General features: G+C 69.6%; 27 protein-coding genes. 7 read left to right on the plus strand and 20 right to left on the minus strand.

The window, feature by feature from the left end; genetic code table 11:
- Positions 1-2: 2 nt before the first annotated feature.
- The 6 genes from ACYVO6_RS24715 to ACYVO6_RS24740 all read right to left on the minus strand — a co-directional run bounded on the left by ACYVO6_RS24715 (position 3) and on the right by ACYVO6_RS24740 (position 5,670).
- Entirely contained in the window at positions 3-1,478 is a 1,476-nt protein-coding gene (locus ACYVO6_RS24715; RefSeq protein ID WP_461064598.1) for an amidohydrolase family protein, read from the minus strand.
- Positions 1,475-2,011, minus strand: coding sequence for a DoxX family protein (locus ACYVO6_RS24720; protein ID WP_461064600.1), 537 nt, complete (start codon positions 2,009-2,011; stop codon positions 1,475-1,477). Before ACYVO6_RS24720 ends, ACYVO6_RS24715 begins: the two co-directional genes overlap by 4 nt.
- Complete coding sequence (locus ACYVO6_RS24725) at positions 2,008-2,889, minus strand: dioxygenase family protein (RefSeq protein ID WP_461064602.1); 882 nt, start codon at positions 2,887-2,889, stop codon at positions 2,008-2,010. Before ACYVO6_RS24725 ends, ACYVO6_RS24720 begins: the two co-directional genes overlap by 4 nt.
- Before the next feature lie 125 nt (positions 2,890-3,014).
- On the minus strand, positions 3,015-3,962 hold the full coding sequence (locus ACYVO6_RS24730; RefSeq protein ID WP_461064604.1) for a nuclear transport factor 2 family protein: 948 nt from the start codon (positions 3,960-3,962) through the stop codon (positions 3,015-3,017).
- 54 nt (positions 3,963-4,016) lie between these two features.
- Positions 4,017-4,742 (minus strand): YceI family protein, encoded by a 726-nt coding sequence (locus ACYVO6_RS24735; protein ID WP_461064606.1) that lies wholly within the window; start codon positions 4,740-4,742, stop codon positions 4,017-4,019.
- A 112-nt stretch (positions 4,743-4,854) separates the two neighbouring features.
- Positions 4,855-5,670, minus strand: a complete 816-nt coding sequence (locus tag ACYVO6_RS24740) for an SDR family oxidoreductase (RefSeq protein WP_461064608.1) — start codon at positions 5,668-5,670, stop codon at positions 4,855-4,857.
- Positions 5,671-5,815: 145 nt separating this feature from the next.
- On the opposite strand from ACYVO6_RS24740, the gene ACYVO6_RS24745 reads away from it, so the two are divergent.
- Positions 5,816-6,388 (plus strand): TetR/AcrR family transcriptional regulator, encoded by a 573-nt coding sequence (locus ACYVO6_RS24745; protein ID WP_461064610.1) that lies wholly within the window; start codon positions 5,816-5,818, stop codon positions 6,386-6,388.
- Between the two features lie 12 nt (positions 6,389-6,400).
- Positions 6,401-7,276, plus strand: coding sequence for an LLM class F420-dependent oxidoreductase (locus ACYVO6_RS24750; protein ID WP_461064612.1), 876 nt, complete (start codon positions 6,401-6,403; stop codon positions 7,274-7,276).
- Between the two features lie 7 nt (positions 7,277-7,283).
- On the opposite strand, the gene ACYVO6_RS24755 is transcribed toward ACYVO6_RS24750, so the two are convergent.
- From ACYVO6_RS24755 to ACYVO6_RS24795, 9 genes are all read right to left on the minus strand, one after another.
- Positions 7,284-8,123: a class III extradiol dioxygenase subunit beta gene (locus ACYVO6_RS24755; protein ID WP_461064884.1), complete on the minus strand. Its 840-nt coding sequence runs from the start codon at positions 8,121-8,123 to the stop codon at positions 7,284-7,286.
- Position 8,124: 1 nt separating this feature from the next.
- On the minus strand, positions 8,125-8,727 hold the full coding sequence (ligA, locus tag ACYVO6_RS24760; RefSeq protein WP_461064614.1) for a protocatechuate 4,5-dioxygenase subunit alpha: 603 nt from the start codon (positions 8,725-8,727) through the stop codon (positions 8,125-8,127).
- Positions 8,724-9,005 (minus strand): muconolactone Delta-isomerase family protein, encoded by a 282-nt coding sequence (locus tag ACYVO6_RS24765; protein WP_215453050.1) that lies wholly within the window; start codon positions 9,003-9,005, stop codon positions 8,724-8,726. The genes ligA and ACYVO6_RS24765 overlap by 4 nt, the downstream gene beginning before the upstream one ends.
- A gap of 23 nt (positions 9,006-9,028) precedes the next feature.
- The gene (locus tag ACYVO6_RS24770; protein ID WP_461064616.1) at positions 9,029-9,736 is read right to left on the minus strand and encodes an alpha/beta fold hydrolase; all 708 of its coding nucleotides are present in this window, start codon (positions 9,734-9,736) and stop codon (positions 9,029-9,031) included.
- A 50-nt stretch (positions 9,737-9,786) separates the two neighbouring features.
- Complete coding sequence (locus ACYVO6_RS24775) at positions 9,787-10,863, minus strand: Rieske 2Fe-2S domain-containing protein (protein ID WP_461064618.1); 1,077 nt, start codon at positions 10,861-10,863, stop codon at positions 9,787-9,789.
- A gap of 121 nt (positions 10,864-10,984) precedes the next feature.
- Positions 10,985-12,031, minus strand: a complete 1,047-nt coding sequence (locus ACYVO6_RS24780) for a PDR/VanB family oxidoreductase (protein ID WP_461064620.1) — start codon at positions 12,029-12,031, stop codon at positions 10,985-10,987.
- Positions 12,032-12,174: 143 nt separating this feature from the next.
- The gene (locus ACYVO6_RS24785) at positions 12,175-12,576 is read right to left on the minus strand and encodes a hypothetical protein (protein ID WP_461064622.1); all 402 of its coding nucleotides are present in this window, start codon (positions 12,574-12,576) and stop codon (positions 12,175-12,177) included.
- The gene (locus ACYVO6_RS24790) at positions 12,573-12,722 is read right to left on the minus strand and encodes a hypothetical protein (protein WP_461064624.1); all 150 of its coding nucleotides are present in this window, start codon (positions 12,720-12,722) and stop codon (positions 12,573-12,575) included. Before ACYVO6_RS24790 ends, ACYVO6_RS24785 begins: the two co-directional genes overlap by 4 nt.
- Before the next feature lie 7 nt (positions 12,723-12,729).
- Positions 12,730-14,370: an AMP-binding protein gene (locus ACYVO6_RS24795; protein ID WP_461064626.1), complete on the minus strand. Its 1,641-nt coding sequence runs from the start codon at positions 14,368-14,370 to the stop codon at positions 12,730-12,732.
- Positions 14,371-14,738: 368 nt separating this feature from the next.
- On the opposite strand from ACYVO6_RS24795, the gene ACYVO6_RS24800 reads away from it, so the two are divergent.
- Entirely contained in the window at positions 14,739-16,397 is a 1,659-nt protein-coding gene (locus ACYVO6_RS24800; protein WP_461064628.1) for a GAF domain-containing sensor histidine kinase, read from the plus strand.
- Complete coding sequence (locus ACYVO6_RS24805) at positions 16,385-17,032, plus strand: response regulator (RefSeq protein ID WP_461064886.1); 648 nt, start codon at positions 16,385-16,387, stop codon at positions 17,030-17,032. The genes ACYVO6_RS24800 and ACYVO6_RS24805 overlap by 13 nt, the downstream gene beginning before the upstream one ends.
- Positions 17,033-17,259: 227 nt before the next feature.
- On the opposite strand, the gene ACYVO6_RS24810 is transcribed toward ACYVO6_RS24805, so the two are convergent.
- Positions 17,260-18,051 (minus strand): IclR family transcriptional regulator domain-containing protein, encoded by a 792-nt coding sequence (locus ACYVO6_RS24810; protein WP_461064630.1) that lies wholly within the window; start codon positions 18,049-18,051, stop codon positions 17,260-17,262.
- A 226-nt stretch (positions 18,052-18,277) separates the two neighbouring features.
- On the opposite strand from ACYVO6_RS24810, the gene ACYVO6_RS24815 reads away from it, so the two are divergent.
- Positions 18,278-19,759 carry an aldehyde dehydrogenase family protein gene (locus ACYVO6_RS24815; protein ID WP_461064632.1) on the plus strand — a complete coding sequence of 494 codons (1,482 nt, stop codon included), beginning with the start codon at positions 18,278-18,280 and terminating at the stop codon, positions 19,757-19,759.
- A 68-nt stretch (positions 19,760-19,827) separates the two neighbouring features.
- Here ACYVO6_RS24815 and ACYVO6_RS24820 read toward each other — a convergent pair whose 3' ends face one another.
- Both ACYVO6_RS24820 and ACYVO6_RS24825 read right to left on the minus strand, forming a co-directional pair.
- Entirely contained in the window at positions 19,828-20,772 is a 945-nt protein-coding gene (locus ACYVO6_RS24820) for an NHL repeat-containing protein (RefSeq protein WP_461064634.1), read from the minus strand.
- 891 nt (positions 20,773-21,663) lie between these two features.
- A complete protein-coding gene (locus ACYVO6_RS24825) occupies positions 21,664-22,356 on the minus strand; it encodes a PepSY domain-containing protein (RefSeq protein ID WP_461064636.1) in 693 nt (230 codons plus the stop codon).
- A 172-nt stretch (positions 22,357-22,528) separates the two neighbouring features.
- On the opposite strand from ACYVO6_RS24825, the gene ACYVO6_RS24830 reads away from it, so the two are divergent.
- The gene (locus tag ACYVO6_RS24830) at positions 22,529-23,194 is read left to right on the plus strand and encodes a response regulator transcription factor (protein ID WP_461064638.1); all 666 of its coding nucleotides are present in this window, start codon (positions 22,529-22,531) and stop codon (positions 23,192-23,194) included.
- Positions 23,191-24,615 carry a sensor histidine kinase gene (locus ACYVO6_RS24835; RefSeq protein ID WP_461064640.1) on the plus strand — a complete coding sequence of 475 codons (1,425 nt, stop codon included), beginning with the start codon at positions 23,191-23,193 and terminating at the stop codon, positions 24,613-24,615. The genes ACYVO6_RS24830 and ACYVO6_RS24835 overlap by 4 nt, the downstream gene beginning before the upstream one ends.
- A gap of 104 nt (positions 24,616-24,719) precedes the next feature.
- On the opposite strand, the gene ACYVO6_RS24840 is transcribed toward ACYVO6_RS24835, so the two are convergent.
- Together ACYVO6_RS24840 and ACYVO6_RS24845 are read right to left on the minus strand one after the other, a co-directional pair.
- A complete protein-coding gene (locus ACYVO6_RS24840) occupies positions 24,720-26,249 on the minus strand; it encodes a UDP-N-acetylglucosamine 1-carboxyvinyltransferase (protein ID WP_461064642.1) in 1,530 nt (509 codons plus the stop codon).
- A 74-nt stretch (positions 26,250-26,323) separates the two neighbouring features.
- Complete coding sequence (locus ACYVO6_RS24845; protein ID WP_461064644.1) at positions 26,324-26,563, minus strand: DUF4236 domain-containing protein; 240 nt, start codon at positions 26,561-26,563, stop codon at positions 26,324-26,326.
- Between the last annotated feature and the right edge of the window lie 58 nt (positions 26,564-26,621).

The following is a 26,621-nucleotide window of genomic DNA, read 5'->3' on the forward strand; positions in this document are numbered from 1 at the left end:
GGCTACGCCTCTTCCTGCCGTACGGCGACGCCCTCGCCGCGGTACTCGCTGTAGAGGTACGGGTTCGGGATCAGCTCGGACCCCGGGATCTCCGGCTCCACGGCCTCCCGCCACGCGTCCTCGCCCATCGTCGACCGCGCGTACTCGACGGTCGCGGCGACGGCGGTGCGGGCCCGCTCCAGGTCCGCGCCGACCAGGTCGTGGGCGTACTTCACGACGGTTCCGTTGACGAGCACGGTGTGCACGTCGGCGCGGGTGGCCTGGTAGACGACGTGTCCGTAGGGGTGCAGGACCGGGTACATCGCCGGGTCCCGGTCGTTCTTGAGCAGGACGAGGTCCGCCTTCTTGCCCGGGGTCAGCGAGCCGATGCTGTCGCTGAGTCCGAGCACGCCGGCGCCGCCGATCGTGGCCCACTCCACGACGTCCCGCGCCCGCAGCCGGTGGTGCACCACCGTCTCCCCGGCCGCGTGGGCCGCCATGTGCTCGCGCGTGCGGTCGGCCGAGAGCGTGGCGCGCATCGCCGAGAACAGGTCGGCGCTGAACCACACACTGGTGTCCATGGACAGCGACACGGGGATGCCGTGGCGTCGCAGCCGCCAGGTGGGCGGGTAGCCCTGGCCCGCGTTGTGCTCGCTCTCCGCCGACACCGAGACCGTGCCGCCCGAGGCGGCGATCCGGTGGTACGAGTCCTCGCTGAGCGTCGCCGAGTGCACGTAGGTGACGTCGGGCGTCATGAACCCGTGGTCCCACATCAGCCGGATGCCATTGTCGTTGGTGGCGCCCCAGACGCCCGCGTGGGTGGTGACCGGGAGGCCGAGTTCACGCGCCGCTTCGAACGCCGCCTTCTCGGGGAACGCCTCGTCACCGGTCACGTCGAAGGCGAGTTGCAGGCCGAGCATGTCGTCGTGCGAGCTGAAGTGACGGTCGACGAAGGCCCGGAACTCGGGGGAGTTGGTCCACTCCCAGGGCGCTCCGAGCAGGTTGCCGTAGGCCAGTGTGAAACGGCCCGGCACCGAGCGCAGCGCTTCGACGGCCGCGTCCCCGTGCTCGGGCGTCTGCAGCCCGTGCGACCAGTCCACCGTGGTGGTCACACCCGCGTCGAGCGCCTCGATGCCCGACAGCAGGTTGCCCGCGAGGATGTCCTCGGGGCGGAAGATCTTGCCCCAGCTGAGGTAGTAGAAGACGAAGTACTGCGACAGGGTCCAGTCCGCCCCGAGGCCTCGCAACGCCGTCTGCCACATGTGCCGGTGGGTGTCGACCATGCCGGGCATGAGGATGCCGCCGGCGCAGTCCACCACCACCGCGTCGTCCGGTGCCTGGAGGTCCGGCCCCACCTGTTCGATCCGCTCGCCGCGGACCAGTACGTCGCCCCGGTCGAGCAGGCCGATCGCGGGATCCATGGACAGTACGGTCGCGTCGCGGAACAGGACAGGGCGTCCGGAGGCGAAGTCCTCGGGACGTGGCTCTTCGGTGGTCATGGCGTCACCTCGTCGTTGATGGTGGTGGTCTGTGTGGTCCGGGCGTGCAGGACCCGGGCGCGGGCGGCCAGTGGTACGGCCGCGGCGGCCAGGCCGAGGGCCAGTGCCGCGAATCCCCATACGGCGCCGCCCAGTCGGTTCAGTCCGAGGGTGTGGTCGAGCGACCAGGCACCGGGGCCGGTGAAGGCGAGGACCGCGGCCACGGCGCCGTACAGGAAGGGCACCTCGCAGCCGCCCTTCTGGGCCCAGAAGCCGTTCGGCGCGGTCGCCGCCGCGGCGACCGCCATGGTGCCGACCAGGACGGCGCAGCCGCCGGGCGTCAGCAGACCGGCCGCGACCGAGGCGGCTCCGGCGAGTTCGGCCGCACCGGCGACGAGCACCATCCGTCGGCCGGGAACGAAGCCCCACTGCTCGAAGACGGCGGCGGTCCCTGTGCGCCCGGCGCCGCCGAACCAGCCGAAAAGCTTCTGGCTGCCGTGGCCGAACAGCAGCGCGGCGAGCAGCAGCCGCAGCAGGAGCAGCCCCAGGTTCACAGCCGTGCCTCGTCCGCGGGCCGGGGCTGGAGCACGAAGTCGAACTCGGCGCGCAGATAGGGCTCTTCGATCGTGCCGCCGTCGGGGGAGGCCCCGGCCGGCTCCTCCGTGAAGCGCACGATCAGCTCGTCCTTCGTGCCGAACACGACGTCGGTGTCGAGGAATTCGGAGCCCTGCCGGAACAGGTGGGTGATGAGCTTCTCGTAGCCGGGGTGGTCGATCAGGAAGTGGATGTGTGCGGGACGGTAGTAGCTGATGTCCGTCCTGCCGATCAGGTCACCGACCGGCCCGTCCATCGGAATCGCATAGCCGCGTGGTGCGATGGTGCGTACGCAGTACGTGCCGTCCGCCCGCGTCCGGTACTTCGCGCGCAGCCGCGCCTCGTCGATCTCCGGGATCTGCGCCTCGTACGTACCGTCGGCGTCGGCCTGCCACACGTCCAGGACGACGTCCGGCAGTGGCGTGCCGTCGAGGTCCAGTACGCGGCCGGTGACGAACAGCGGGGTGCCCGCGACGCCGTCGGACATGTCGGCGCCGAAGTCCGCCGTCGGCGAGCCGGCGATGTGGAACGGGCCGAGCACCGTCGCCGGAGTGGCGTCCGCCGAGAAGTGGTGGTTGAGCTGGACGACGAGCGTGCTCAGGCCGAGGACGTCGGAGGCGAGGATGAACTCCTGGCGCTTGTCGTCACTGATCCGGCCTGTCGCCGTGAGCCATTCGACGGCCGTCGCCCATTCCTCCTCCGTCAGCTGGACCTCGCGGGCGTACGCATGGAGATGCCGCACCAGCGCTGTCATCAGCTCGGCGAGCCGGGACGAGTGAGCGGTGGTCCACCGTTTCACCGCGAGGTCGGTGAGGTTGTCCTCCGTCACGAAGGCCATGGAATCCTCCTTGATTCGTTTCCGACCGTGACCGCTGTACGGACTATCGTCCGTACAGCGGTCACCTTGGCGCATGGTTGATACCGAAAGCAAGCCCTCGCGACGGGATCGGCTCAAAGAGCGTTTCAGAACATGGTGTTGTCGTTGGCGGAGGTCGCCGGCACGTCCTGGAGTACGTCCCAGTGCTCGACGACCTTGCCGTTCTTGCCGACGCGGAAGATGTCCACGACGGACTGGCCGCGGTCCTCGGGGTTGAGGCGGTAGTGGGCGTGGATGGCCACCATGTCGCCTTCGGCGATGACGCGCTTGCGTTCCACGATCAGGTTCGGGAACTGCTGGAAGAAGCTGGTGAACTGCTCGCGCAGGCCGGCCGAGCCGTTGGGGATGGTGGGATTGTGCTGGTAGTACTCCGGAGCCAGGTACCGGACCGCGTCGGGGTTCTTGTCGACGAGGAGTGTGTCGAAGTACTTGGTCGCCACCTTCTGGCTGAACGGCGTCAACCAGCGCGGGCCCGGCTGGTTCGTACGCGGGTGGCTGACCGTGCCGAACATGTCGTTGCCGTTGACGGTGGTCGCCGGCACGTCCTGCAGGATGTCCCAGTGCTCGGCGATCATGCCGCTCTTCGGGTCGAAGCGGAACATGTCGACCAGGGCTACGCCGCGGGTGCCGGGCTCGTTGATCACGTTGCCGTGGACGATGACCATGTTGCCCTGGGCGAGGACCCGCTTGACGTTGTACGTCAGGTCCGGGTAGCGCGCGGTCTCGAAGCGGACGAAGTCCTTGAGCGCCTCGGTGCCGTCGGCCGCGTTGGGGTTGTGCTGGATGTAGTCGGGGCGGATGTAGCGGTCGGCGGCCGACAGGTCGCCGTGCTCGAAGAGCCGCTTGAGTACGTGGACGGCGACGCGCTTGTTGCGCTCCTGCGTGACGGGGCTGGTGTGCCAGGCGTCGGTGGTGGCCCCGCCGTGTGAGGGCGCGGAGGCGGTGGCGGCGGGCGTGAAGCCGGCCACGGCTCCGACGGTCGCGGCGGCGACCAGGGTGGCGACGGCCTTGCGGGACAGGTGGGTGCTGCGCATGACGGTGTTCTCCAATGCTGTGCGGGTGAAGGCGAAGGGGTGTCAGGGAAGGGATCAGGCGGAGGTGAAGGCGAGGAGGAACTCGACGGTTCCCTCGTCCTCGACGGTGATCCCGCCGAAGTTCGGTGCGTCGATGCCGTAGTCGGCGAAGGTGACGGGGATGGAGCCGTTGGTGCGGAAGCCTTCGGCGGTGCGCTGGGCAGTGAGCTCGAAGGTGACGGGGTTGGTCTCGCCGTGGATGGTCAGTTCGCCCGTGGCCTCGGCGGTGACCTGTTCGCCGACGTCCGGGGCCGAGCCGAAGTCGGCGGGTTCGGTGAGCTCGAAGGTGGCGTCCGGGAACTGCTCGGTGTTCATGATCCGGCCGCGGAACTGGGCGTCACGCTCGTCGGAGTCGCTCGCCACCGAGGCCAGGTCGACGGTGATGGTGCCGCTGGTGGCGCGGGTGCCCTCGATCTCCAGGTCTCCGGTGACCTCTTCGGTACGGCCCACGGCGGTGACGTTCTGGCCGAACAGGACCTCGTCGACGCGGTAACCGGCCTGTGAGCCGCTGCTCACCCGCCATGCGCCCTCGACGCCGTCCCTCGCCTGCTCTCCGGACCCGGAGGATCCGTCGGGGGACGCCTCCGACCTCGGTGGCGGACTGTCGAGCGAGAGCGCGGCCGGTGGCTCGTCCGCGATGTAGTTGATGTAGACGTACGGGCCTCCGATGCCCAGTACGGCGACGACCGCCACGCCCGCGATCAGCCAGCGCTTCCAGTGCCTGCGGATGCTGCCTGCCATGGTGTTCTCCTAGCCTGTGTTTGAGAATTTCAACTGAACTTTCAAGTACTGGCCTATGGGTCGCCCTAGTTGTCCGGCGTATGAGCGGGGGGCGGGGCCTTGAGGATGCGGCTCAGCCGTGGGCGGCAAGCGAGATGTGCTCCCACTCGGCCCAAGTGGCCAGCTTCTGCGCGTAGTGGTCCTTGGCCATCTGGATCGGCGGCCGGCCGAAGAACACCCGCAGCGGCGGGTTCTCGGCGTCCACGATCTTCAGCAGTGCCGGGCCGACGGCCTTGGGGTTGCCCAGGTCGGACAGGTCCAAGCCTTCGGCCAGGGCCTGGCGGACCCCGTCGTAGACCGGGTTGGGCTCGGAGCGGGCCGCGGAGGCGCCGGGCCAGTCGGTGGGGTAGGGGCCCGGCTCGACCATGGTGACCTTGATGTCCTGCCCGGCGACCTCACCGGCCAGCGCCTCGGAGAGCCCCTCGACGGCCCATTTGGAGGCGGCGTAGACACCGAGGCTGGGGATGGCGAGTACGCCACCGACCGAGCTGATCTGCACGATGTGGCCACCGCCCTGTGCGCGCAGCAGGGGTAGGGCGGCCTGGGTGACCCAGAGTACGCCGAAGAAGTTGGCCTCCATCTGATCGCGCGCCTCGGCCTCGGTCAGTTCCTCGATCATGCCGAAGTGGCCGTAGCCGGCGTTGTTGACGACGACGTCCAGACCCCCGAAGTGCGCGTGGGCCTGCTTGACCGCGTCGAACGCGGCGGCCTTGTCGGTGACGTCCAGCGGCAGCGCGAGCAGTTGGTCGCCGTAGGTGACCGCGAGGTCCGCCAGGGACTCGGTGTTCCGCGCGGTCGCCGCGACCTTGTCGCCGCGCTCCAGCGCCGCCTCGGTGAACGAGCGGCCCAGGCCGCGGGACGAACCGGTGACAAACCAGATCTTGGACATGGGAATCCTTCGTAGAGACAGGGGTGGATCAGAAGCAGGGTCAGGCAAGTGCTCCTGGTTTGCTACGCTCAAAACGGAGGTGCCTCCGGATTTGATTGAAACTTTAAACGGAGGAGCCTCCGCTTGTCCAGGAGGAAGGAATGCTGTGACCGGCAACACACGCGGAATGCGTGCCGACGCGCGGCGCAACCGGGAGCGTCTGCTCGACGCGGCCGTGCGCGCCTTCTCCGAGCGGGGCCTCGACGCTTCGCTCGAGGCCATCGCCAAGGACGCCGGTGTGGGTATCGGGACCCTTTACCGGCACTTCCCCACCCGTGAGGCGCTGGTGGAGGCCGCCTACCGCAACGAGCTCGCCCGGGTCTGCGACAGCGCCACGGAGTTGCTCGACCAGTTCCCGCCCGACCAGGCGATGCGGCTGTGGATGGACCGGTTCATCGACTACCTGACCACCAAGGAGGGCATGGCGGAGGCGTTGAAGGCCGTCATCGCCTCCGGCGCCGATCCGTTCGCCGAAAGTCTCGACCGGCTCAGCACGGCCATCAGCACGCTGCTGAACGCCGGGGCGGGGGCGGGTGTCCTGCGCTCCGACGTCGATCCTCTGGACGTCGGCTTCGCCCTCGGCGGCATCCTCCTGATCACCAGTGACAAAGGACAACGCGACCGCGCGGGCCGCATGCTCGATCTGCTCCTTGACGGGCTTCGTCACCGCGCCGGCTGAATTGGAGACCCCATGCGACTGGGCGTACACATCACCCGTTTCAACCACCCCGACGGCCCGGCCGCCCTCGGCCCCGAGCTGGCCGCGGTGGGCGCTGCGGCGGAGGCGGCCGGTGTCAGCCGGCTCTCCGTCATGGACCACTACTTCCAGATGGAGGCGTACGGACTCACCGCGACGGAGCCCATGCTGGAGGGCTACACCACCCTCGGCTACCTCGCGGCGCACACCTCCACGACACAACTGGGCCTGCTCGTCACGGGGGTGACGTACCGTCACCCCGGCCTGCTGGCCAAGATCGTCACCTCTCTCGACGTACTCTCCGGCGGCCGGGCCTTTCTCGGTGCCGGCGCCGCCTGGTACGAGCGCGAACACACGGCCCTGGGCGTGCCGTTCCCTCCGGTCGCCGAGCGCTTCGAGCGGCTGGAGGAGACGCTGCGCATCTGCCGGCAGATGTGGGACCCGCAGAACAACGGCCCCTTCGAGGGCAAGCACTACCAGTTGGCCGAAACGCTCAACGTACCGGCGCCGGTGAGCACCCCGCACCCGGAGATCATGATCGGCGGCGGTGGGGAGAAGAAGACCCTGCGGCTCGTCGCCCAGTACGCGGACGCCTGCAACCTCTTCGGCTCCAGCCCGGCGGAGGTCGGGCACAAGCTGAACGTGCTGCGTGATCACTGCGAGGACGTCGGCCGTGACTACGCGGCCATCCGCAAAACCGTCCTCTACATCGACCCCAGCGGTACGCTCGACGGCTTTCCCGAGGCCATGGCCGACTACGCCGCTCTGGGCATCGACGAGGCCATTGTCGCGCCGCCGGAGGACGCCCCGGCCCAGTGGATCGAGCGGCATGCCGCCCCGGCGGCACGGGCGGTGGCCGAGCTGGGCTGATGGCACGTCACCGGCCCAGGTTCTCGAACAGGACCATCCCGGCCGCGGTGTTCGACGCGGGCACGTGGTACGTCTCGTGCACGCGTCGCATCCGGGGCCCGAGCGCACCGCGCATGATCAGCCACATGATCAGCTCGATGCCCTCGGAGCCGGCCTCGCGGATGTACTCCTCGCGCGTCAGCGCGGCCAGCTTGTCGGGGTCGTGCTCGATCGCGTCGAGGAACATCCGGTCGAAGTCCTGGTTGATCAACCCCGCGCGGGCGCCCGCGAGTTGGTGGGACATGCCGCCGGTGCCGAAGACCGCGACCTTGAGGTCCTCGGGGAAGGACCGGATCGCCTCGCCGAGCGCGCGGCCGAGGGCCAGGCAGCGTGCGGCAGCGGGCTGCGGGTACTGGATGACGTTCACCAGGAGGGGCACCACCGCGCACGGCCAGCGTTCGCCGGGGTCGGGGCAGTACACCGACAGCGGAACGGTCAGGCCGTGGTCGACGTCGAGTTCCTGATAGACGGTCAGGTCGAAGGAGGCGTCGATCAGGCTCTTGACGAGGTGGTCGGAGAACTCGGGGTTGCCGATGACCGCCGGCACGGGGCGGCTGCCCCATCCCTCGTCGGCCACTCGGTACGACTCCGCCGTCCCGAGCGCGAAGGTCGGGGTGACACTCATGTCGAGGGCGTTGGCATGGTCGTTGTAGACGACGATCGCGACATCGGGGGTGTGCTCGGCCATCCACTCACGCGCCGGCGCGTAGCCGTCGAACAGCGGCTTCCAGTACGGGTCTTCGGTCTTCCCGTGGTCCATGGCCGCACCGATCGACGGCACATGCGAGGTGGCCAGACCCCAGATCACCTCAGCCAAAGTTCCGCCCTCCCGCTTTCAGCGCCTCCGCGAACTCCTCGGTGGTCATGCCGGTGAACACCCCGCCGAGGTACTGCATGGATTTCTGGTCGACCATGGCGAGCTTGAAGACGTAGAAGATGGAGCCGCCCAGCTCCATCATCCGGTTCCAGTCCCGCGTGAGGACGGCGTCCCGCTGCGCGGCCGTGAGCCCGTACGCCTCGCAGTACGCGGCCTCGTCGGTCTTGAAACTGTCCCGGTTCTCGACCTCCTTGAGGGACCCGCAGAGCCGGTTCAGCGCTCGGCCGCGGCGGCTCTCGGCGGCGTCGAAGACGTAGGTGCCGGGTACCTGGGGCGTGCTGCTGGACATCCCGTTTCCTCCGTACGCCTCGGAGATCTCGCTGACGGCCTGGCGGGTCGCGGCCGGGTCGCTGATGTCGCAGTGCCACGGCCGCACACCGGAGGTCTCGCTGCTGCTGTCCGGTTCGGCGATGTCGAGTGCGGCGACCGTGAATCCGTCCGCGGCCAGGCGCCGGGCGATGGCCTGCCCGAGGCCGCCCGCGGTGCCCGTCACCACGGCGACCCGTCGGCCGTCCCGGCTGTCCTGGCCGGTCAAGGCGCCTTCTCCTGCGGATGGGTGGCGAGCGCCTCGACGGTGATGTCCATCCACTTCCACATGGGCAGGGAGGCGAGTGCGTCGTGCAGTTCCGCCGGGTCGGCCGCCTCGTACAGGCCGATCGTGGCGTTGCGGCCCGGAACCCGCCACAGCCGCTTGAGGATGCCCGCCTCCCTGAGCTGCATGGCACGTTCGCGCTCGCCCTTGCGCAGGGCCTCGCGTACGTCGTCGGGGGTGTCCGGGGGCAGGGTGTTCTCGGTGCGTACGAGGAATTCCATGGGGCGTCCCTTCATGGATCGGGTCAGGCTGCCGCGATCTCCAGCAACAGTTCGGCCAGTTCGCCGGGAGCTGTGACCATGGCCTCGTGGCCGGTGGCGATCTCGTGGACCGGCCAGCCGCGGGCGGTGGCCCGCTCGGCATGCGGAGTGAACACCCGCATCCAGTCGGTGCATTCGACGAAGACGCCGGGGGCCTGGTCCGCCTTGCCGGTCAGCCGCAGCGGCTCGGTGTAGGTCAGCCACGGGTGCGGGGTCAGCCGGGGGCCGAGCCAGTCGAGGTCCGCCTGGTCCTCGACGCCGAGCACGCTCAGCGAGCGCACCGGGATGAGCCAGCCGAAGCCGGGCCCGGCCACGGACTCCCGGTAGTGCCCGGCGACTTGGGCGGGCAGCAGATCGATCGCCGCCTCACCGTCGTCGCCGACGAAGGCATCGAGGTGGACCCGCTGCGCCAGCCGGTCCGGGATCCGGTCCGCGACCCCGGTGACGACCTGGCCGGCGTAACTGTGCCCGACGAGTACGACGTCCCGCGCGTCATGGGCCTCGATCAGCGCCACGACATCCTGGATGTGCGTGCTCAGTCCGACCTGCGGACCGAGCAGATGGGCGCGGTCGCTCACCCCGGTCAGCGTGGGGGTGTGCACCTCGTGCCCGGCCGCGCGCAGCGCCGGGGCCACGCGCTGCCACACCCAGCCGCCGTGCCAGGCTCCGTGGAGCAGGACGAAGACGCTCATGGCAACACCGTTCTGTGGAGGATGGTGCCCTCAGCGGGCGGGACGGATGGTCAGTTCGCCGGTGCGGCGGTCCGGGCGGCGGGGATCCGCCCTGCCGCCCCTCCCTGGCCCGCCTGCTGTTCGCGGGCGAGCATCTTCGTCACCGCGCGGCGTCCGCGGAGTGCGGCGAGGTCGGACTTGATGCTGGACTCAGCGGTGCCGCCCGGGTCGGTGGCGTACATGACCTCCTGCGCCTCCAGGGCGTCGACGTCCTCCTGCATCACGGCGAGCTGCTGCTCATGCTGGAACTTCGTGAGCTCCTGGTCGTCGATGAGGTAGTCGCGGCCCAGCGCGTAGAAGTCGTGCGTCTCGTTGCCGCGCCCCGGCGTCATCCCGTACAGCACCTTCATATGGAAGCCCTCCGGCTCCTCGGTGCCGGTGGCCGCGACGCGGATGTTGAGGATGAAGATGCCCGGCGGGTAGAAGTCGCCGTCCTGCCAGCGGTCCACCGGAGAGGTCAGCCCGCAGGACTTCTCGTAGAAGGGAGGGGCCTCGATGCCGATCATGCGGCGGCTGAAGGCGACCCGGTCGCCGTCCACGGTCACGTCGATCGGGGTCGCGGCGACGGCGGCGTTGCCGATGCTCGTGGGGTGCAGGAACGTCTCGTGGGTGAGGTCGAGCAGGTTCTCCAGGAGCAGCATGTGCCGGGCCTTCAGCGGGACGACGCCGTGGACATGGGTCCATTCCGGGGCGGTGAGCCATGAGGTGTCGGGCAGGAGGCTCTCGTCGGCGAGCTTCGGGTCACCGGGCCAGATCCAGATCGCGCCGTCCCGCTCGACCAGAGGAAACCGGCGCAGCGCCGCTTTGGGCCGGTCGGCCTGCTCGGCGACCCCGACGCACACGCCCTGCCCGTCGAAGCGGTAGCCGTGGTAGTCGCACTGGAGCGTGCCCTCGTCGTCCAAATGCCCCAGGGACAAGGGGTACTTGCGGTGGGGGCAGCGGTCCTCGACGGCGGTGACACTCTGGTCGGGCAGCCGGTAGAAGCAGACCGGGATGTCTGTGATCCAGCGCTGCTTGAGCGTCCGGCCGATCTCGTCGGACCAGGCTCCCAGGTACCAGCCGTTGCGCACGTGCTGTGTCAGTGTCATCACGGGTCCTTCCTTCGTCGTCGGACGTCTGGATCGGGCAGGGGGTCGGTGGGGGAGTGCTGAGGGTGTACGGGTCCGGTGGCGGCCGACAGGGCACGGGACGCATCGAATTGACGGTGTGTCAGAGATCCAGGACGAGACGCCCGCCCCGCGCGCGGGAGACGCAGATCAGCATCGTGTCGTTCGCGGCCCGCTCGTCCTCGGTGAGCAGTGAGTCGCGGTGGTCGACCTCGCCCTCCAGTACGGCGGTCTCGCACGAGCCGCAGATGCCTTCCTCGCAGGAGGACAGGACGGGGATGCCCGCCTGCTCCACGGCCTTGAGGACCGGCAGGTCGGGCGGCACGGTCAGCGTCATCCCGGACGCCCGCAACTCCACCTCGATCGGCTGCTCGGCCTCGCCACCGACGGGCTGCTGCCCGGCCGCCGCGGCGAACCGCTCGACGTTCAGCGACCCGGCCGGCCAGGTGGGGCAGTACGCCTCGACCGCGTCGATGAGCCCTGCGGGGCCGCAGCAGTACACCAGGGCTGAGGGGTCGGGATCGCCGAGGAAGCCGGCGAGGTCGAGCAGTCCGTACTGGTCCTGTGGCCGTACGGATACGCGCTCGCCGTAGCTTTCCAGTTCGGGCAGGAACGCCATGGAGGCGCGCGTCCGGCCGCCGTAGAGCAGGGACCAGTCGGCACCCGCGGCCTCGGCCTCGGCGATCATCGGGAGCAGTGGGGTGATGCCGATGCCGCCGCCGATGAACAGGTACTTCGTGGCGGGCCGCAGGGGGAAGTTGTTGCGGGGGCCGCGCACGCGGAGTTCGCCGCCCTCCTCGATGTGGTCGTGGATCCACTGCGAGCCGCCGCGTCCGTCGGGCTCCCGGAGTACCGCGATGCGCCAGCGGGTCGTGTTCCCCGCCGGATCCACTGGGCCGCACAGCGAGTACTGACGGGTGACTCCCGTGGGCAGGACGACGTCGATGTGCGCTCCCGGCTGCCAGGGCGGCAGCGGTTCGCCGGAGTTCGGTGCGAGCTCCAGCGATACGACACCTTCCGCCACCGTCTGCCGGGTCACCACGGTGACGGTGCCCTCGAACTCGGCGCCGCGTCGCGCCGCGGACGGCGTTGCGGCTTCGGCGGTACCGAGGGTGCGCGTGTCCGGGGCGGCGGCTGAGGGGCTCGTCACGTTCGTCATCTCCTCGGTACGGTCGGCGGGGATCACCTCGGCCGCGCTCGGCGGCGGCACGATCGACGTTAGCCATGGGAAATGTCCAGGTCATCGCTCGAATGACCGGACCGGGGCGGCGTATGGTCGTGGCCCGGACTACGTCATCCGTCGCGCGGGTCAGGCATCTCGCCATCCCCGTGACCGGGCATCTCGCCATCCCCGTGACCGGGCATCCCGCCATCCCCGTGACCGGGCATCCCGCCATCCCCGTCGAGCCGCGGAGCCTGGTCGAGGTGGATCCGCACCTGGCGGTCGTCCTCGTTCCAGAGGGTTTCCACGACGGCGTGCAGCCGTTGGACGTCGATGCGCCACATCGGTGCGCCGTAGCGGTCGTCGCGCGTGATGCCGTCCTGGGGGACGGCGTCGGCCAGCAGGCCCCGGCGATCGGACGTACGGGCCGCTTCGCCCGCCTCGTCCGCGAACTCCACGTAGAGAGACGTGTCGCGGAAGGGAACCCAGATGTGCGTGGCCCCACGGCCACTCGTCTCGCTGCGGATCGTCATGCCAGTACACCCGTCGTCTGCAGGTAGAGCCGTACGTACGCCTCTCCCATGGTCGTGTGGGGCAGGCCGAGGTTGGTCCGGCGTTGCGCTTCAGCTGTACGCCGCGCCGCGAGGGCGCCGACGCTGCCGTTCAGTACGTCTCGCACTCGACCGTCACGATCCGTCGCCCGCGCCGGAGTCCTGGGCCGTCTTCCTGGCCCAGGCGACTTCGAGCTTGCCGGTCGGGGTCCGCGGCAGGGCGTCCGTCACGACGACGGATCGCGGCACCTTGTAGCCGGCGAGGCTCCGCCGTACCCAGTCGCGCAGCTCCTCGCCGGTGACGGTCGTGTTCGGCGGGACCGCCACGACGGCCGCCACCCGTTCCCCCCATGTCTCGTCGGGGACGCCGACCACGACGCAGTCCTTCACCGCGGGGTGCGAGAGCAGGACGTTCTCGACTTCCTGCGGGTGCACCTTCTCCCCGCCCGTGTTGATCACGCCCGAGCCGCGTCCCAGGAACCGGATCGCGCCGTCGGCCTCGATCCGGGCGAGGTCGCCGGGGATCGCGTACCGGACCCCGCCGATGGTGCGGAACGTCGTCGCGCTCTTCTCGGCGTCCTTGTAGTAGCCGAGGGGCATGGGCCCGCAGTAGGCGAGGCGCCCGATCTCGTCACTGCCGGGTTCGACGAACCGGTCACCGGCGCCGATCACCCTTGTTGCGGGCACGGGGAAGAATCGGGCGGGCAGGTCGCGTACCGACGAGGTGATCGCGAAGGCGAAAGGTCCTCCTTCGCTCGATGCGATGGCGTCGATGACCGTGAGCTCGGCACGCTCGTGCAGTTGCCTCTTGAGCACATCGCTGAGAGCGGTGCCGGAGCTGAGGATTCTGCGTACGGAGCGCAAGTCGTGCGGCGGTCCCGTCTGCTCCGCGTGCACGAGTTCGTCGACGAGCGGCCGGCATACGGCGTTGCCCGCGACGATGACCGTCTCGACCTGTTGCTCGGCGATCGTGTGCCAGACGTGCTCCGGGTCGAGGCCACCCTGGCGCGCGGTGACCGCCCGGCCGCCCACCATCAGGGCGCCCATGGTGTTGAACAGCCCGGTGGCGTGCATCAGCGGCACGACGGGCATGGTGGTCGGGGCCCAGCCCCCGTGATGTGCCTTGACGGCGATGGTCACGGCCTCGTCGAGGGTCGCCGGGAGTTCGGTGACACCGAGCGGATGGAAGATCGGGACCACCAGGGAGTGCAGCAGATCGCTCTGCCGCCATACGACGCCCTTCGGTTTGCCGGTGGTCCCGCCGGTGTACATGAAGAGCCGGTCCGATCCGGGACGCGGTTGCGGCTCACGCGGTGCGTGCGCCGCCAGCAGGTCTTCCAGTTCGGGCACGGAGGGGCCTGTGGGTCCGTCGGCGGGTGGATCGCCTGCCCTCACCAGCAGTTTCAGCGTGCGTACGTGACCGGCGGCGTGCGTGACCCGGTCGGCCAGGGTGCCGCTGAAGACGAGCGCGGCGGCGTCGGCGTCGGTGAGGAGTTCGGAGAGTTCCTCGCCGGTGTAGCGGTAGTTGGCGTTCACCGGCACGGCACCGAGCTTGAAGGCGGCGAAGACCGTCTCCAGGTAGGCGGCGCCGTTGTACAGGTAACAGGCCACGGTGTCGCCCGCCCGTACCCCGGCCACGTCCAGCGCGGTGGCCAGCCGGGACGCGCGCTCGTCGAACTCCCGGTACGTGGTCTCACGACCGGGCTCGGTGATGGCGACGGCATCGGGGAGCGCGCGGGAGACCGCCTCCCAGATCGTGCCGATGGACACGTCCATACCTTCAGACCTCCTCGTCCTCGGGGGCTCGGACAGACCGCGCGGCCGGACACGCCTCGTGTGCGACCCCGTGGATCCGGCGCGGGGGTCCGGTGGATCCACGGGGCGCCCTCCTCAACGTAGGCAGGTGTCGGCCGCGCGGGAACGCGAGCAATGACGCAACCGGCTCGGCGTTTCGACCGGGCGGTGAACAGGTCGAATGACGTAGACCCGCCCCGAATTCACCGGGCTACGATGCTGTGACCGACCCCGAGTCGCCCCGGTCCGTTCACCAGCCCTCCCGCTTCATCGATGTGTCGACATGGCGTAGTGGCCTTCGGGGCGGGGTTCGTCGCTCGTCGATGATGACGATGGTGAGGAGACCGGTCATGCCAGGTACGCCGCTCGTGGGGTGGGACGACATCGCGGCCGTCGCGCCGGACGGCCTCGCGGTACTGGACTGCGTGGGCCGGTTCGTCCGGCTGAACCCGGCGGCGGTCGCCTTGTGCGGCGCCGGTACGGAGGCCGAACTACTCGGTGCGCCGGCCCCGTTCGCCCTCGGGGAGGAAGCCGGCGCCTGCTGGGTGGGGCTGCTGGACGAGCACTCCGACGAACGGTCGGACGAGCAGGTGGCCCACTGGGTGCCCGCCTCCGGAGCCCGGCGCGAGTTCGCCTACCGGGCCCGCACGCTGGCGTCCGACCCGAAGTTCACCGTCGTGTCGTTCCGCGACGTGACCGACGAATCGCACCGGCAGCGCAGGCTCGTGGCGATCGCCCGGACGTCGATCGCGCTGGCCTCGGAGGGATCGCTCGGCTCGACCCTGGACGCCGTGGCTCAGCAGATCGTGCAGGCCGACGGCCTGGCCGGCGCACAGATCCTCACCCTGGACAGCTCGGGCCGGGAACTGCGGCTGATGGGCTCCGCGGGGCTACGGCACTGGGACGCGTTCCTCGACCGTCTGCTGGAGTGCCGCGACCGCGGCGCCAGGCTGGTCATGCTCGACACCCTGAAGGAACGCAAACCCGTCGTGGTCCCCCACCGGTGGGCCCAGGTCCGCGAGGACCCCGCCTGGGAACCGCTGCACAGTTACCTCGGCGAGCTGAACTGGGACTCCTTCGTCAGCGTTCCGCTGATGGCGCGCGGCCGTCCCGAAGGCGTACTGAACGCGTACTTCGCACCCGGGCAGGAGATCGGCAGCCGCACGCTGGAGTTCCTCGCCGCCATGGCGGAACAGGCCGCCCTCGCCGTCGACTACGCCACGCTGCTGCAGAGCGAACGCGAAGGGGCCCGCCGTAACGAGCGCCAGCGCCTCGCCCGCGATCTGCACGACTCGATCGTCCAGCAGGTGTTCTCCATCGGCATGCAGGCCAACGCTGTCGGAGTGCTGGGCACCCGCGGCGGGCCGGTTCCCGCGCCGGCCGTCCAGAAGTTCGCGGACGAGGTCGGAGCCCTCTCCCAGTCCGTACTCGCCGACCTGCGGGCGATGGTGCACGAGCTGCGGCCGCCCTCCTCCGCCCGGCTCGGACTGGAGGACGCGGTGAGGGCGCTCGTCAGGAGCACCGAGAACCGGACGGGTCTCAGCATCCGGCTCCAGGGCGATCAGGAGCTGGACGTGATCGAACCGGAACTGGCCGAGGACATGTACCGGATCGTCGCGGAGGCCATCCACAACGTGGTCAAGCACGCGGAGGCCACCACCGTCACCATCCGCCTCGGCGTCCACGACCACACACTGACCGCGAGCGTCCGCGACGACGGGCGCGGACTCGCGGAATCCGGCGGGCGAGAGGCCGCCCCGGAAGCGAAGGCCGGCCGGACGGCTCGGTACCACGGCTACGGACTGACGACCATGCGCGAAAGGGCGGAACGATGGGGCGGCACCATGAGGATCAGATCCGGCGCGAAGAGCGGTACGACCGTGCGCGTCGTCATACCCCTCCCCGTACGGGTGCCGGAGTCGCCCCCCACGGACCCGGAGAACTCCCGGAGCACCCCGTCGGCGGTCCCGCTCCGAGAGGCGGCGAACCCCGCCCGATCCGGGTCCTGATCGTCGACGACCACGCCGTCGTACGCCGTGGAATCCGCGCCTATCTCGAGGTCCTGGACGACATGGAGGTCGCTGCGGAGGCCGCCGACGGGCAGGAGGCGCTCACCAGGCTGGACTCGATGGCCGCGCACCGGGAACTGCCGGACGTGGTGCTGATCGACCTGCTCATGCCGAGGATGGACGGGGCGACGGCGATCGGCGTGATCAAGAATCGCCATCCCGAGGTACGGGTCGTGGTGCTCACCAGCTTCGGCGAGATGGAACGCGTCCACGCGGCGCTCGCGCAGGGAGCCGCCGGCTACCTCCTCAAGGACGCCGAAGCGGGTGAGGTGGTCGCCGCGATCCGCGCCGCCGCCCGGGGCGAGGTCTTCCTCGACCCCGAGGTGGCCAGGGGACTCACCCAGGAGATCGTTTCGCCACCGACCGGGCTCGCCGCGCTCACCAGCCGGGAACGCGACGTCCTCGTCCTCGTCGCCGAGGGGCGCTCGAACCAGCAGATCGCCGACGAGCTGGTGATCAGCGAGCGCACCGCCCGCACCCACGTGAGCAACGTACTGCGCAAACTCCGGCTCACCTCCCGGACCCAGGCCGCGCTGTTCGCGGTACGGCAGGGGCTGGTGCCGCCGCGGGCCTGACGGTCGTATGGCCCCGTGGCGTCGCGGGCCTGACCGTCACAAAGGGCCGCGGCGGCCGACTGTCCTGCCGACCGCGACGGATGTCCCGGACAGACCGGGACACAGGTCGCCGTCAGGTGCCGTCATCGGAAGGATCCCTCGAGCCCGGAGCGTTCCTACGCTCAGGGAATCGCCGTACCGGCTCCCAGCTCAGGAGGACAGCATGCTCGATGGGCGAGTCGCCATTGTCAGACCTGCGGTACCGCGGCGACGCGGGCGAAATCCGCGCTGATGTCCCCGGCGGTCTGCAGCAGCAGCGGCAGATGGGTGCCGACGAGCCGCTCGACCGACGTCTCGGCGGCGTGGCAGTTGACGTTGAGCGCCGCGATGACCCGGCCGGAACCGTCCCGCAGCGGGGCCGCGACCGAGCGGATGCCGGGCGCCAGCTGCTCGTCGGTCAGTGCCCAACCGCGGGCCCGCACCTCCCGCAGGACCGCTTCGCGTTCCTCCCGGTCGGGCTGCCAGACCGGAGTCAGCCCCGAGCGCGACGGCTGCGCGAGCACCTGCTCCAGTCCGTCGGCCGACAACGACGCGAGGAGTACTTTTCCCAGGGAGGTCGGCAGTGCCGGAAAACGCGTTCCGATCTGCACCGACAGGGTCACGAGCTTCGGGACGGCGACCCGGGCGACGTAGATGATGTCCGATCCGTCGAGCTGGGCCACGGAGCACGATTCGCCGGTCCGCTCCACCAGGTGCTCCATGTGGGGCCGTGCGATGTCCCACAGGCCCATGGAGCGCACGTAGGCGACCCCGAGTTCGAGGACTCTCGGGGTCAGCGCGAATCCCGCCTCGTACGAGCGGACATAGCCGAGTTCCTCGAGGGTGAGCAGGATCCGGCGGGCGGTCGGCCTGGCGAGTCCGGTCGCGCCGGCGACCTGGGACAGCGACATGGCCGGTTGTCCGGGCTTGAACGCGGCGATGACCTCCAGGCCCCGGGCCAGCGCCTCGATGAAGTCCGGTCCTGTTCCCTGACGTGGCACGTGGCTCCTCGGCTGCGATCCGCTTGCGCTTCCCACTCAGACTAGCGGGCGTCCGCGATGCGGACAGGGCCGCATTCCGCAGCTTCAGCAGGAGGAAGGATGGACACACCCAGGCAACCGCAGTGCCTCTGACCTCAGCGTGTCCGTCATACGGATTTCTGTCCGCTGACGGCGCAGCACACCTGGTTCCTTGATCACTTGGTCACTTGATCGCTTGGAGAGCCGCATGTCCGAGAAACTCGAAACAGATCCAGCTCAGACCCGGCCGGAAGCCTTCCGGACCGGACTGCTCATCGACGGCAAGACCGTCGAGTCCGACGACTGGACAGCCGTCCACGACCCCGCCGCCCCCAACCGGATCGTCGGCCACGCCGCCGCGGCCACCCCCGACCAGGCCCGCGCGGCGGTCGCGGCCGCGGACGCGGCGTTCCCCGGCTGGGCCGCGATGCCCGCCCGCCGACGAGCGGAGATCATCGGCGAGGCGCTCACGCTGCTCGACGACAGCGTGGCCGACCGGGCAGCACTGATGACCCGCGAGAACGGCAAGATCTCCCTCGAGAGCCAGATCGAGATGAGCGTCTTCGTCGCGCGCACCCGGGCGGCCATCGACCTGGTCGACTCCCTCGACCAGGTACGACGCCTCGACGGTCCGCCGCTGACCTCGCACATCCACCGGCTCCCCATGGGCGTGGTCACCGTCATCGTGCCGTTCAACTGGCCGATCGCGATCCTCGGAGCGAGCCTGCCGTACGCGCTGCTGGCCGGGAACACGGCCGTGGTCAAGCCTCCGCCCACCGTGCCGCTGGCCATGGTGCGCACCCTGGAACTGTTCGCCGCGGGACTCCCCGCCGGCGTCCTGAACGTGGTGACCGGCAGCAACGAAGCGGTCGCCCCGCTGCTCACCGATCCCCGCGTCCGCAAGATCGTGTTCACCGGCAGCACGGCCGCCGGCAAGCACATCATGGCCGCCGCCGCGCAGAACCTCGCCTCGGTGACCCTCGAACTCGGCGGCAACGACCCCGCGATCGTCCTCGACGACGCCGTACTCGACCAGGAGCACATCGGACGGCTCGTCCAGGGCGTGTTCCTGACGAGCGGTCAGGTCTGTATGGCCGTCAAACGGCTGTACGTCCACCGCTCCCGCTACGACGAACTCGTCGACGGGCTCAGCTCCGCCCTCGACACCCAGCGCGTGGGCCCGGGAACTGACCCCGCCTCGACCATGGGCCCGCTCAACAGCGCCGCCCAGCGCGACAAGGTCGCCGCCATGCTGGCCGAGGCGGCCGACGCCGGAGTCGAGATCCGCGAACTGGGCACCCTGGCCCCCGGCGCCGCCTCCTCAGGAGGACACTTCCTGCGCCCCGCCCTCGTCCTCGATCCCGACCCGGGCCTGCGGATCGTCACCGAGGAACAGTTCGGCCCCGCCCTGCCGATCCTGCCCTTCGACGACGTCGACTCCGTACTGGACCAGGTCAACAACGACTGGTCGGGACTGTGCTCCTCGGTCTGGAGCGCCGACCCCGCCCGCGCGGCGGCCCTCGCGGAACGGCTGCGCACCGGCACCACCTGGATCAACCACGCCAACGCGGTCGCATGCGATGACCGAGCCCCCTTCGGCGGCTTCCGCCAGAGCGGCATCGGACGCGAAATGGGCCCGGACGGCCTGCTCTCGTTCACGGAACCGCACACCATCACGACGCAGGGATAGAAACGACAAGTACGGCTGGACCCCGCCCGCTTCAAGCGGACGGGGTCCAGCCGTTTCCTGCTTGTACGTCACGCGAGCGGCACGGCCACCGCGTTGTAGGACGTGTTCTCGTTCCGGTTCGGGGTGTTGAAGCGGGAGTTGGGAAGGTACAGCCGGCCCTTGTAGGCGGCGGCAGTGGTGGGCTCGTCGAAGCGGTCGTCCCTGAGCACCCCGGTCGCGGTGCCCCGCGATCCCGACCGGTTGAGGCGGATCACGTCCACCTGGTTGCTGCCCGGCTGGACGACGTAGAGCGTACGGCCGATGAGCACCAGCCCGTCGCCGCTGGGCAGCGTCGTGTCACCCAAGTCGACCTTGCGGGCCACGCCGGTGCGGGGGTTGACGCGCATCAACGAGCCCCCGTCCGCTGCCGCGTTGGTGACCAGCAGGGCGCTGCCGTCGGGGGTGAGCGAGATTCCGTTGGCGGCGAATCCGTTCTGCACCCAGTCACCGCTCAGCGCGAGGGTCTCCGGCTCGCCGAGGCTGCCCCTCCTGCCCAGCGGCAGCTTGTAGAGCCGCGCGCCGAGGGACTCGGTGAACCAGGCGGCGTCGCGGGTGACCAGGACGTCGTTGACGAAACCGCCCTCGCCACCAACCGTGTGCGAGGCGAGCAGCGCACCGCTGCCGGCGTCCACGACGCGCAGTTCACCGCTGCTGCCACCCGCCAGGAACAGCCGCCCCCAAGCGTCCACCTTCAGCCCGACCGTCTGGCGCCCCAGGCCCTCGTGGACCACCTTGCCCTTGCCGCTCGCCAGGTCCACCCGGTAGACCCCGCCGGTGGCGATCGATCCGAAGTAGGCGTACGGTCCGAAGCCGATCGCGACCCCTTCCGGCCCCCAGCCGTCGGGCAGCGGGAACTGAGCGGGCCAGGATCTGCCGGTACCCGGGGAGGCTTGCGCCGTACCGCTGACCAGGGCAGTCGCCCCGAGAGCGATACCCGCGCCGAGAAGCTGCCTGCGGGCGAGAGAACGGGTCATGGTTCTTCCTTCCTCGGAAAACGGGTGCGGGACGTGCCGCGCGGGTCCTCATCGGCACCCAGAAAGGATTATTGAGAGTTCAATGAAATCCTCACAGAGACGAATGTCCTGACTCTCGGCGACAGGCTCGGCAAGGGCTGATGAATGTCGTGCCCGGCGTACGTCATCCGTCCTCACTTCGCGCTTTCAGGTCCCCCACTCCGGCCCGCGTCCACAGCTGCCCCGCCAGCCTCAGGTCACAGGGACGGTGATCCAGTACGGCCTGCCGGATCGCCTGCTGCTCGACCGCGTCGAGAACCTGATGCTCGCCGACCCGGCGTCCACGCGGCTGAGCTGCGAGCGCTTCGCCCGTCGGCCAGCCACTTCGCCCGCCAGTTGTCCACCGCCTTGAGCGAGACCTGGAACACCGCCACGACATCCTCGCGAGTTCGGCCCGCCACCGACGCGGCCACCGCCCGCAGCCGAAGGGCCTCTTGCGTCGACGGCGACAACTGCCGTGCGTCCCCCACCAGTTCGCTCACGCAGGGATCAACGAGAACACCTACCGTTTCGGATCAATAAGTATCTCCCTGGACTTCGGCCGGCAGCGGCCTCTCAACGGTGGACCTGGGCTGGAGCCAGCCCGCTGAGAGTGAGCGAGCGTTGGAGACCCTGTGGGCGGCGCTGAGTAACCCGCACGCGGCGGTAGGGGCACCCGGTGTCGGGTGCCCCTACCTGTGAGGGTGGGAAAGGCGTCCTTCCTCAAGGGGGAGTGGAGGTTTCGGCCTTCCCGGGGAGGGAGGAGGAGTCGGTCTCCCGGTGTGGAGGAAGGAGGCGTGGTCCTCCTGGGGGAGTGACCGTCGGCCGACGGGGGCGGCGGGGTCACTCCTCCCGGTGGTTCGTGTGCCTGGGTCAGTCGTTCGAGCGGTCGGCGGTGACCTTGCCGGAGTCGGGGTTCACGCGCCAGTCGCTGCCGGTGCCGTCGGCGGCGGTGGTGTCGACCTCCCAAGCCTGGTCCGTGCTCTCCTCGTCGAGGTCGACGGAGGTCACCGTGCCCTTGGCGGCGGCGGCCTCGGCGGCCTCCGCGGCGGTCACGGAGCTGCCCTTCAGGGCGGCACGGATCTGCGCGGTCTCGGCGGCGTCGTCACCGTCCTCGTCCTTCTCGGTGTGCGAGCCGAGGACCTTGCCGTTGGCCGGATTGATCTGGATGCTGTGCCAGGCACCGCCGTTGGTCAGCACGTCGACCTCCCACACGTGGGTCGTGCCCTCGTCGTCCAGGTCGGCCGAGACCGCCGTACCAGTCGTGTGCTTCAGCGCCGCCCTGATCACGTCGGCGGCCGTGATCTGCCCGGCCTTCGCGTCGGCGGCGTTCTCGGCCTTGTCCTCGGCGTCCTCGTCCGTGTCGCGGGCGGCCTGGTCCTCGGCCCTGTCCTGGGCCGTGTCGTCGGTGTTGTCGACGTCGTCGCGGTTGTTGTCGTCGTTCGACACCGCCACGGTCTTCTTTGCCACCGTCCCGTCGTCACCCGTGACCGCGATGGCGGTCGCGGTGCCGCCGCCGATCAGGGCGACGGCCGCGATGGTGGCGATGACGACGTTGCGCTGCATGGGATTCCTCCAGAATACGACTGGTTGCAACCAGTAACGGATGTTGTTGGCGGTTGCAGTTTGCTTGTCTGCCTCGTCTGCTTTCGACGGGAACCAATCTGGCCGATCGACGCTGAAGCGAACCTGAAGCCACCTGAAAGCCGCTTCAGGTTCGGTTTGCCAAGCTGAACGCATGCGCCTGTTGATCGTTGAAGATGAGAAGCGGCTCGCGGTGTCGCTGGCCAAGGGACTGACGGCCGAGGGCTTCGCCGTGGACGTCGTCCACGACGGCATCGAGGGCCTGCACCGGGCGAGCGAGGGGGTCTACGACCTCGTCATTCTCGACATCATGCTGCCCGGCATGAACGGCTACCGGGTGTGCGCCGCCCTGCGCGCCGCCGGCCAGGACGTGCCGATCCTGATGCTCACCGCCAAGGACGGCGAGTACGACGAGGCCGAGGGCCTCGACACGGGCGCCGACGACTACCTGACCAAGCCGTTCTCCTACGTCGTCCTCGTCGCCCGCGTGAAGGCGCTGCTCCGGCGGCGCGGATCCGCGGGCGCGTCCCCCGTGCACGTGCTCGGCGATCTGAAGGTGGACACCGCCGCCCGGCGGGTGTTCCTCGCGGAGGACGAGATCGCCCTGACCGCAAAGGAGTTCTCCGTCCTCGAACAGCTCGTGATGAGAGCCGGTGAGGTCGTGTCGAAGTCCGACATCCTGGAGCACGCCTGGGACTTCGCCTACGACGGCGACCCCAACATCGTCGAGGTCTACATCAGCACTCTCCGCCGCAAGGTCGGCTCCGCGCTCATCAAGACCGTACGCGGGGCCGGATACAGACTGGAGGCTCGCCCGTGAAGCGTCTTCTCGGCTCTGTGCGGGCCCGCGCCACCCTCGCCGCGACCGTCGTCGTCGCCATAGCCGTGGTCGCCGCGGGCACCGCCGTACTGCTCTCGCTGCGGTTCACCCTCACCGACAAGGCGGATACCGAGGCCGACTCCGTGGCCCGCAACGCCGCCTCGGCGCTGGCGAACGGGTTCGCGTACGACGAGCTGAAGCTGCCGGACGGCGACGAGAACCCCGTCGAGGTCCTGGACCGGAACGAGAAGCCCGTCGCGGCCGGCGAGGACGTCGAGGCCATGAACGTGACCGCCGTCGCCTCGGACCGGCTGAACTCCGAGACCAACGACGACGCCGACGACAGGGCGGAGGGCGATCGCGAGGCGGAGGACGGGGGCACTCTCTCCGCCGGGGAGATCGCCGACGAGACCTGGTACGGCGAGGGCACCGCGACCGTCGAAGGGGCGACGGCGAAATACCGGTTCGCCGCGGTCGACGTGATCACGCCGGGAAACGTCCTGCTCACCGTCTACGCGGGCGCCCCGCTCTCCACCGAAGAGGAGGCCGTCAGCACCGCGTTGACGACGATGCTCATAGGGCTGCCCCTGCTGCTGCTGACGGTCAGCGGGGTGACGTACGTCGTCACCAGGCGGGCGCTGCGCCCCGTCGAGGGCATCCGCGCCGAGATGGCGGCCATCACCGCCTCCGAGGACCTCTCCCGCCGCGTCCCCGAGCCGGACACGCACGACGAGATCGCCCGCCTGGCCCGCACGACGAACGAGACCCTCGCCGCCCTGGAGACCTCGGTCGAGCGGCAGCGCGCGTTCGTCGCCGACGCCTCGCACGAGCTGCGCAGCCCCATCGCGTCCTTGCGCACCCAGCTCGAAGTGGGCGCCGCGCACCCGGAGTTGCTGGACCTGGATGGGGCCGTCGAGGACACCGTACGGCTGCAGAGCCTTGCCGCCGACCTGCTGCTGCTCGCCCGTCTGGACGCGGGGGAGCGGCCCCCGCCGGACGCGCGCTTCGACCTGGCGAAGGTCGTTGCGGAGGAGGTGTCCTCCCGGGACGGAGTGACCCTCGACAGCGCCAAGTCCGTGGAGGTGCGCGGCTCCCGCAACCAGATCTGCCGTGTCCTCGGCAACCTCCTGGACAACGCCCGCCGCCACGCCCGCGACCGCGTCGCCGTCACCCTGCGCACGGACACCGACCAGACGGTCCTCCAGGTCGCCGACGACGGCTCGGGCGTCCCCCTCGCCGACCGCGACCGTATCTTCGAACGCTTCGTCCGCCTCGACGAATCCCGAGCCCGAGACGACGGCGGCGCCGGCCTGGGTCTCGCCATCGCCAAGGACATCGCCGTACGCCACGGAGGCACATTGACAGTCACCGACGCCCCCGGCGGAGGTGCCTTGTTCGAACTGAGGTTGCCGCTCACCTAGTGCTGCAACGGTGTTTGTTCTGATCGCTGGGCGGTTTCAGGGGCTGTCGCACCCCCTTCAGGCACACATTTGTGCAGGTCAAAGCAGGTGTGGCGGAACTCCTCTCAGATGTCCCGGAAGATCTCGATCTGCGCCCCCACCGTGTTGAGCCGCTCCGCCAGCTCCTCGTACCCCCGGTTGATGACGTACACGTTCCGCAGTACCGATGTGCCCTCGGCCGCCATCATCGCCAGCAGGACGACCACGGCGGGGCGCAGCGCGGGTGGGCACATCATCTCGGCGGCGCGCCAGCGCGTCGGACCCTCGACCAACACCCGGTGGGGGTCGAGGAGTTGGAGGTGTCCGCCGAGGCGGTTGAGGTCGGTGAGATAGATCGCGCGGTTGTCGTAGACCCAGTCGTGGATCAGGGTCTTGCCCTGTGCGGAGGCCGCGATGGCCGCGAAGAAGGGGACGTTGTCGATGTTCAGGCCCGGGAACGGCATCGGGTGGATCTTGTCGATCGGCGCCTCCAGCTTGGAGGGCCGGACGGTGAGGTCCACCAGACGCGTACGGCCGTTGTCCGCGAAGTACTCCGGCGTACGGTCGTGATCGAGGCCCATCTCCTCCAGGACCGCCAGCTCGATCTCCAGGAACTCGATCGGCACCCGACGCACCGTCAGCTCCGACTCGGTGACAACGGCGGCGGCCAGCAGGCTCATCGCCTCGACCGGGTCCTCCGAGGGCGAGTAGTCCACGTCCACGTCGATGTTCGGCACGCCGTGCACGGTCAGCGTCGTCGTGCCGATGCCCTCCACCCGTACGCCCAACGCCTCCAGGAAGAAGCACAGGTCCTGGACCATGTAGTTGGACGAGGCGTTGCGGATGACGGTCACGCCGTCGTGGCGCGCGGCGGCGAGCAGCGCGTTCTCGGTCACCGTGTCCCCGCGCTCGGTCAGCACGATCGGCCGGCGGGGGGAGACGGACCGGTCCACCCGGGCGTGGTAGAGCCCCTCGGTGGCAGTGATGTCCAGACCGAACCGGCGCAGCGCGATCATGTGCGGCTCGATCGTCCGCGTACCGAGATCGCAACCGCCCGCGTACGGCAGCTTGAATGTGTCCATACGGTGCAGCAGCGGGCCGAGGAACATGATGATCGAGCGCGTACGGCGGGCCGCCTGCGCGTCGATGGTGCCCAGGTCGAGGTCCGCCGGGGGCACGATCTCCAGGTCCACCCCGTCGTTGATCCACCGGGTGCGTACACCGATGGAGCCGAGCACCTCCATCAGGCGGTACACCTCCTCGATGCGGGCCACCCGGCGCAGCACCGTGCGCCCCTTGTTCAGGAGGGTCGCGCACAGCAGCGCCACGCACGCGTTCTTGCTGGTCTTCACATCGATGGAGCCGGAGAGCCGACGGCCGCCGACCACCCGCAGATGCATCGGACCCGCGTACCCCAGCGAAACGATCTCGCTGTCCAGGGCTTCACCGATGCGGGCGATCATCTCAAGGCTGATGTTCTGGTTCCCGCGCTCGATGCGGTTCACGGCGCTCTGACTGGTGCTGAGCGCCACGGCCAGTTGCGTCTGTGTCCAGCCCCGGTGCTGACGGGCGTCACGGATGAGCTTGCCGATACGTACGAGGTAGTCGTCGTCCATGGCGGCAGGCTATCTCGGATATGAGATGTCAAAATCTCAGGGGGGTCCATTGGAGTGATGGGAGTGACATCTCCTCAGGAGCGGCCCCAGTGACGCCTGGTGAGGCCGGCTCCACGGCGACGCCGGGTGGCGGTCCGTGTCCTGCGCCACCCGAAGGGGCCGGGCAGGTCGAACGATGTGGTCCGGCGCCCGGTGCTGCTGCGCGTGTGCCGCGGCCCGTGCCGACCGCCCGTGGTGATGGACCAGGAGCGTCGGTTGATGTTCAACCGCACCCCCGGCAGGATCCGGAGACTCTTGCGGAACGTGAGGGGCATGTCCGCCTCCTTTCGTTCACCGATGGGTACCCCGGATGCCGGACGACACGCCGCCCCA

It is taken from the genome of Streptomyces pseudoechinosporeus (assembly GCF_054783935.1).

Bases quoted from the DNA above. Each gene is read 5' to 3' on its own strand.
- ACYVO6_RS24715 (WP_461064598.1), bottom strand. From the start codon at position 1,478: ATGACCACCGAAGAGCCACGTCCCGAGGACTTCGCCTCCGGACGCCCT.
- ACYVO6_RS24725 (WP_461064602.1), bottom strand. From the start codon at position 2,889: ATGGCCTTCGTGACGGAGGACAACCTCACCGACCTCGCGGTGAAACGG.
- ACYVO6_RS24730 (WP_461064604.1), bottom strand. From the start codon at position 3,962: ATGCGCAGCACCCACCTGTCCCGCAAGGCCGTCGCCACCCTGGTCGCC.
- ACYVO6_RS24735 (WP_461064606.1), bottom strand. From the start codon at position 4,742: ATGGCAGGCAGCATCCGCAGGCACTGGAAGCGCTGGCTGATCGCGGGC.
- ACYVO6_RS24740 (WP_461064608.1), bottom strand. From the start codon at position 5,670: ATGTCCAAGATCTGGTTTGTCACCGGTTCGTCCCGCGGCCTGGGCCGC.
- ACYVO6_RS24750 (WP_461064612.1), top strand. From the start codon at position 6,401: ATGCGACTGGGCGTACACATCACCCGTTTCAACCACCCCGACGGCCCG.
- ACYVO6_RS24765 (WP_215453050.1), bottom strand. From the start codon at position 9,005: ATGGAATTCCTCGTACGCACCGAGAACACCCTGCCCCCGGACACCCCC.
- ACYVO6_RS24770 (WP_461064616.1), bottom strand. From the start codon at position 9,736: ATGAGCGTCTTCGTCCTGCTCCACGGAGCCTGGCACGGCGGCTGGGTG.
- ACYVO6_RS24775 (WP_461064618.1), bottom strand. From the start codon at position 10,863: ATGACACTGACACAGCACGTGCGCAACGGCTGGTACCTGGGAGCCTGG.
- ACYVO6_RS24785 (WP_461064622.1), bottom strand. From the start codon at position 12,576: ATGACGATCCGCAGCGAGACGAGTGGCCGTGGGGCCACGCACATCTGG.
- ACYVO6_RS24795 (WP_461064626.1), bottom strand. From the start codon at position 14,370: ATGGACGTGTCCATCGGCACGATCTGGGAGGCGGTCTCCCGCGCGCTC.
- ACYVO6_RS24800 (WP_461064628.1), top strand. From the start codon at position 14,739: ATGCCAGGTACGCCGCTCGTGGGGTGGGACGACATCGCGGCCGTCGCG.
- ACYVO6_RS24815 (WP_461064632.1), top strand. From the start codon at position 18,278: ATGTCCGAGAAACTCGAAACAGATCCAGCTCAGACCCGGCCGGAAGCC.
- ACYVO6_RS24820 (WP_461064634.1), bottom strand. From the start codon at position 20,772: ATGACCCGTTCTCTCGCCCGCAGGCAGCTTCTCGGCGCGGGTATCGCT.
- ACYVO6_RS24825 (WP_461064636.1), bottom strand. From the start codon at position 22,356: ATGCAGCGCAACGTCGTCATCGCCACCATCGCGGCCGTCGCCCTGATC.
- ACYVO6_RS24830 (WP_461064638.1), top strand. From the start codon at position 22,529: ATGCGCCTGTTGATCGTTGAAGATGAGAAGCGGCTCGCGGTGTCGCTG.
- ACYVO6_RS24840 (WP_461064642.1), bottom strand. From the start codon at position 26,249: ATGGACGACGACTACCTCGTACGTATCGGCAAGCTCATCCGTGACGCC.
- ACYVO6_RS24845 (WP_461064644.1), bottom strand. From the start codon at position 26,563: ATGCCCCTCACGTTCCGCAAGAGTCTCCGGATCCTGCCGGGGGTGCGG.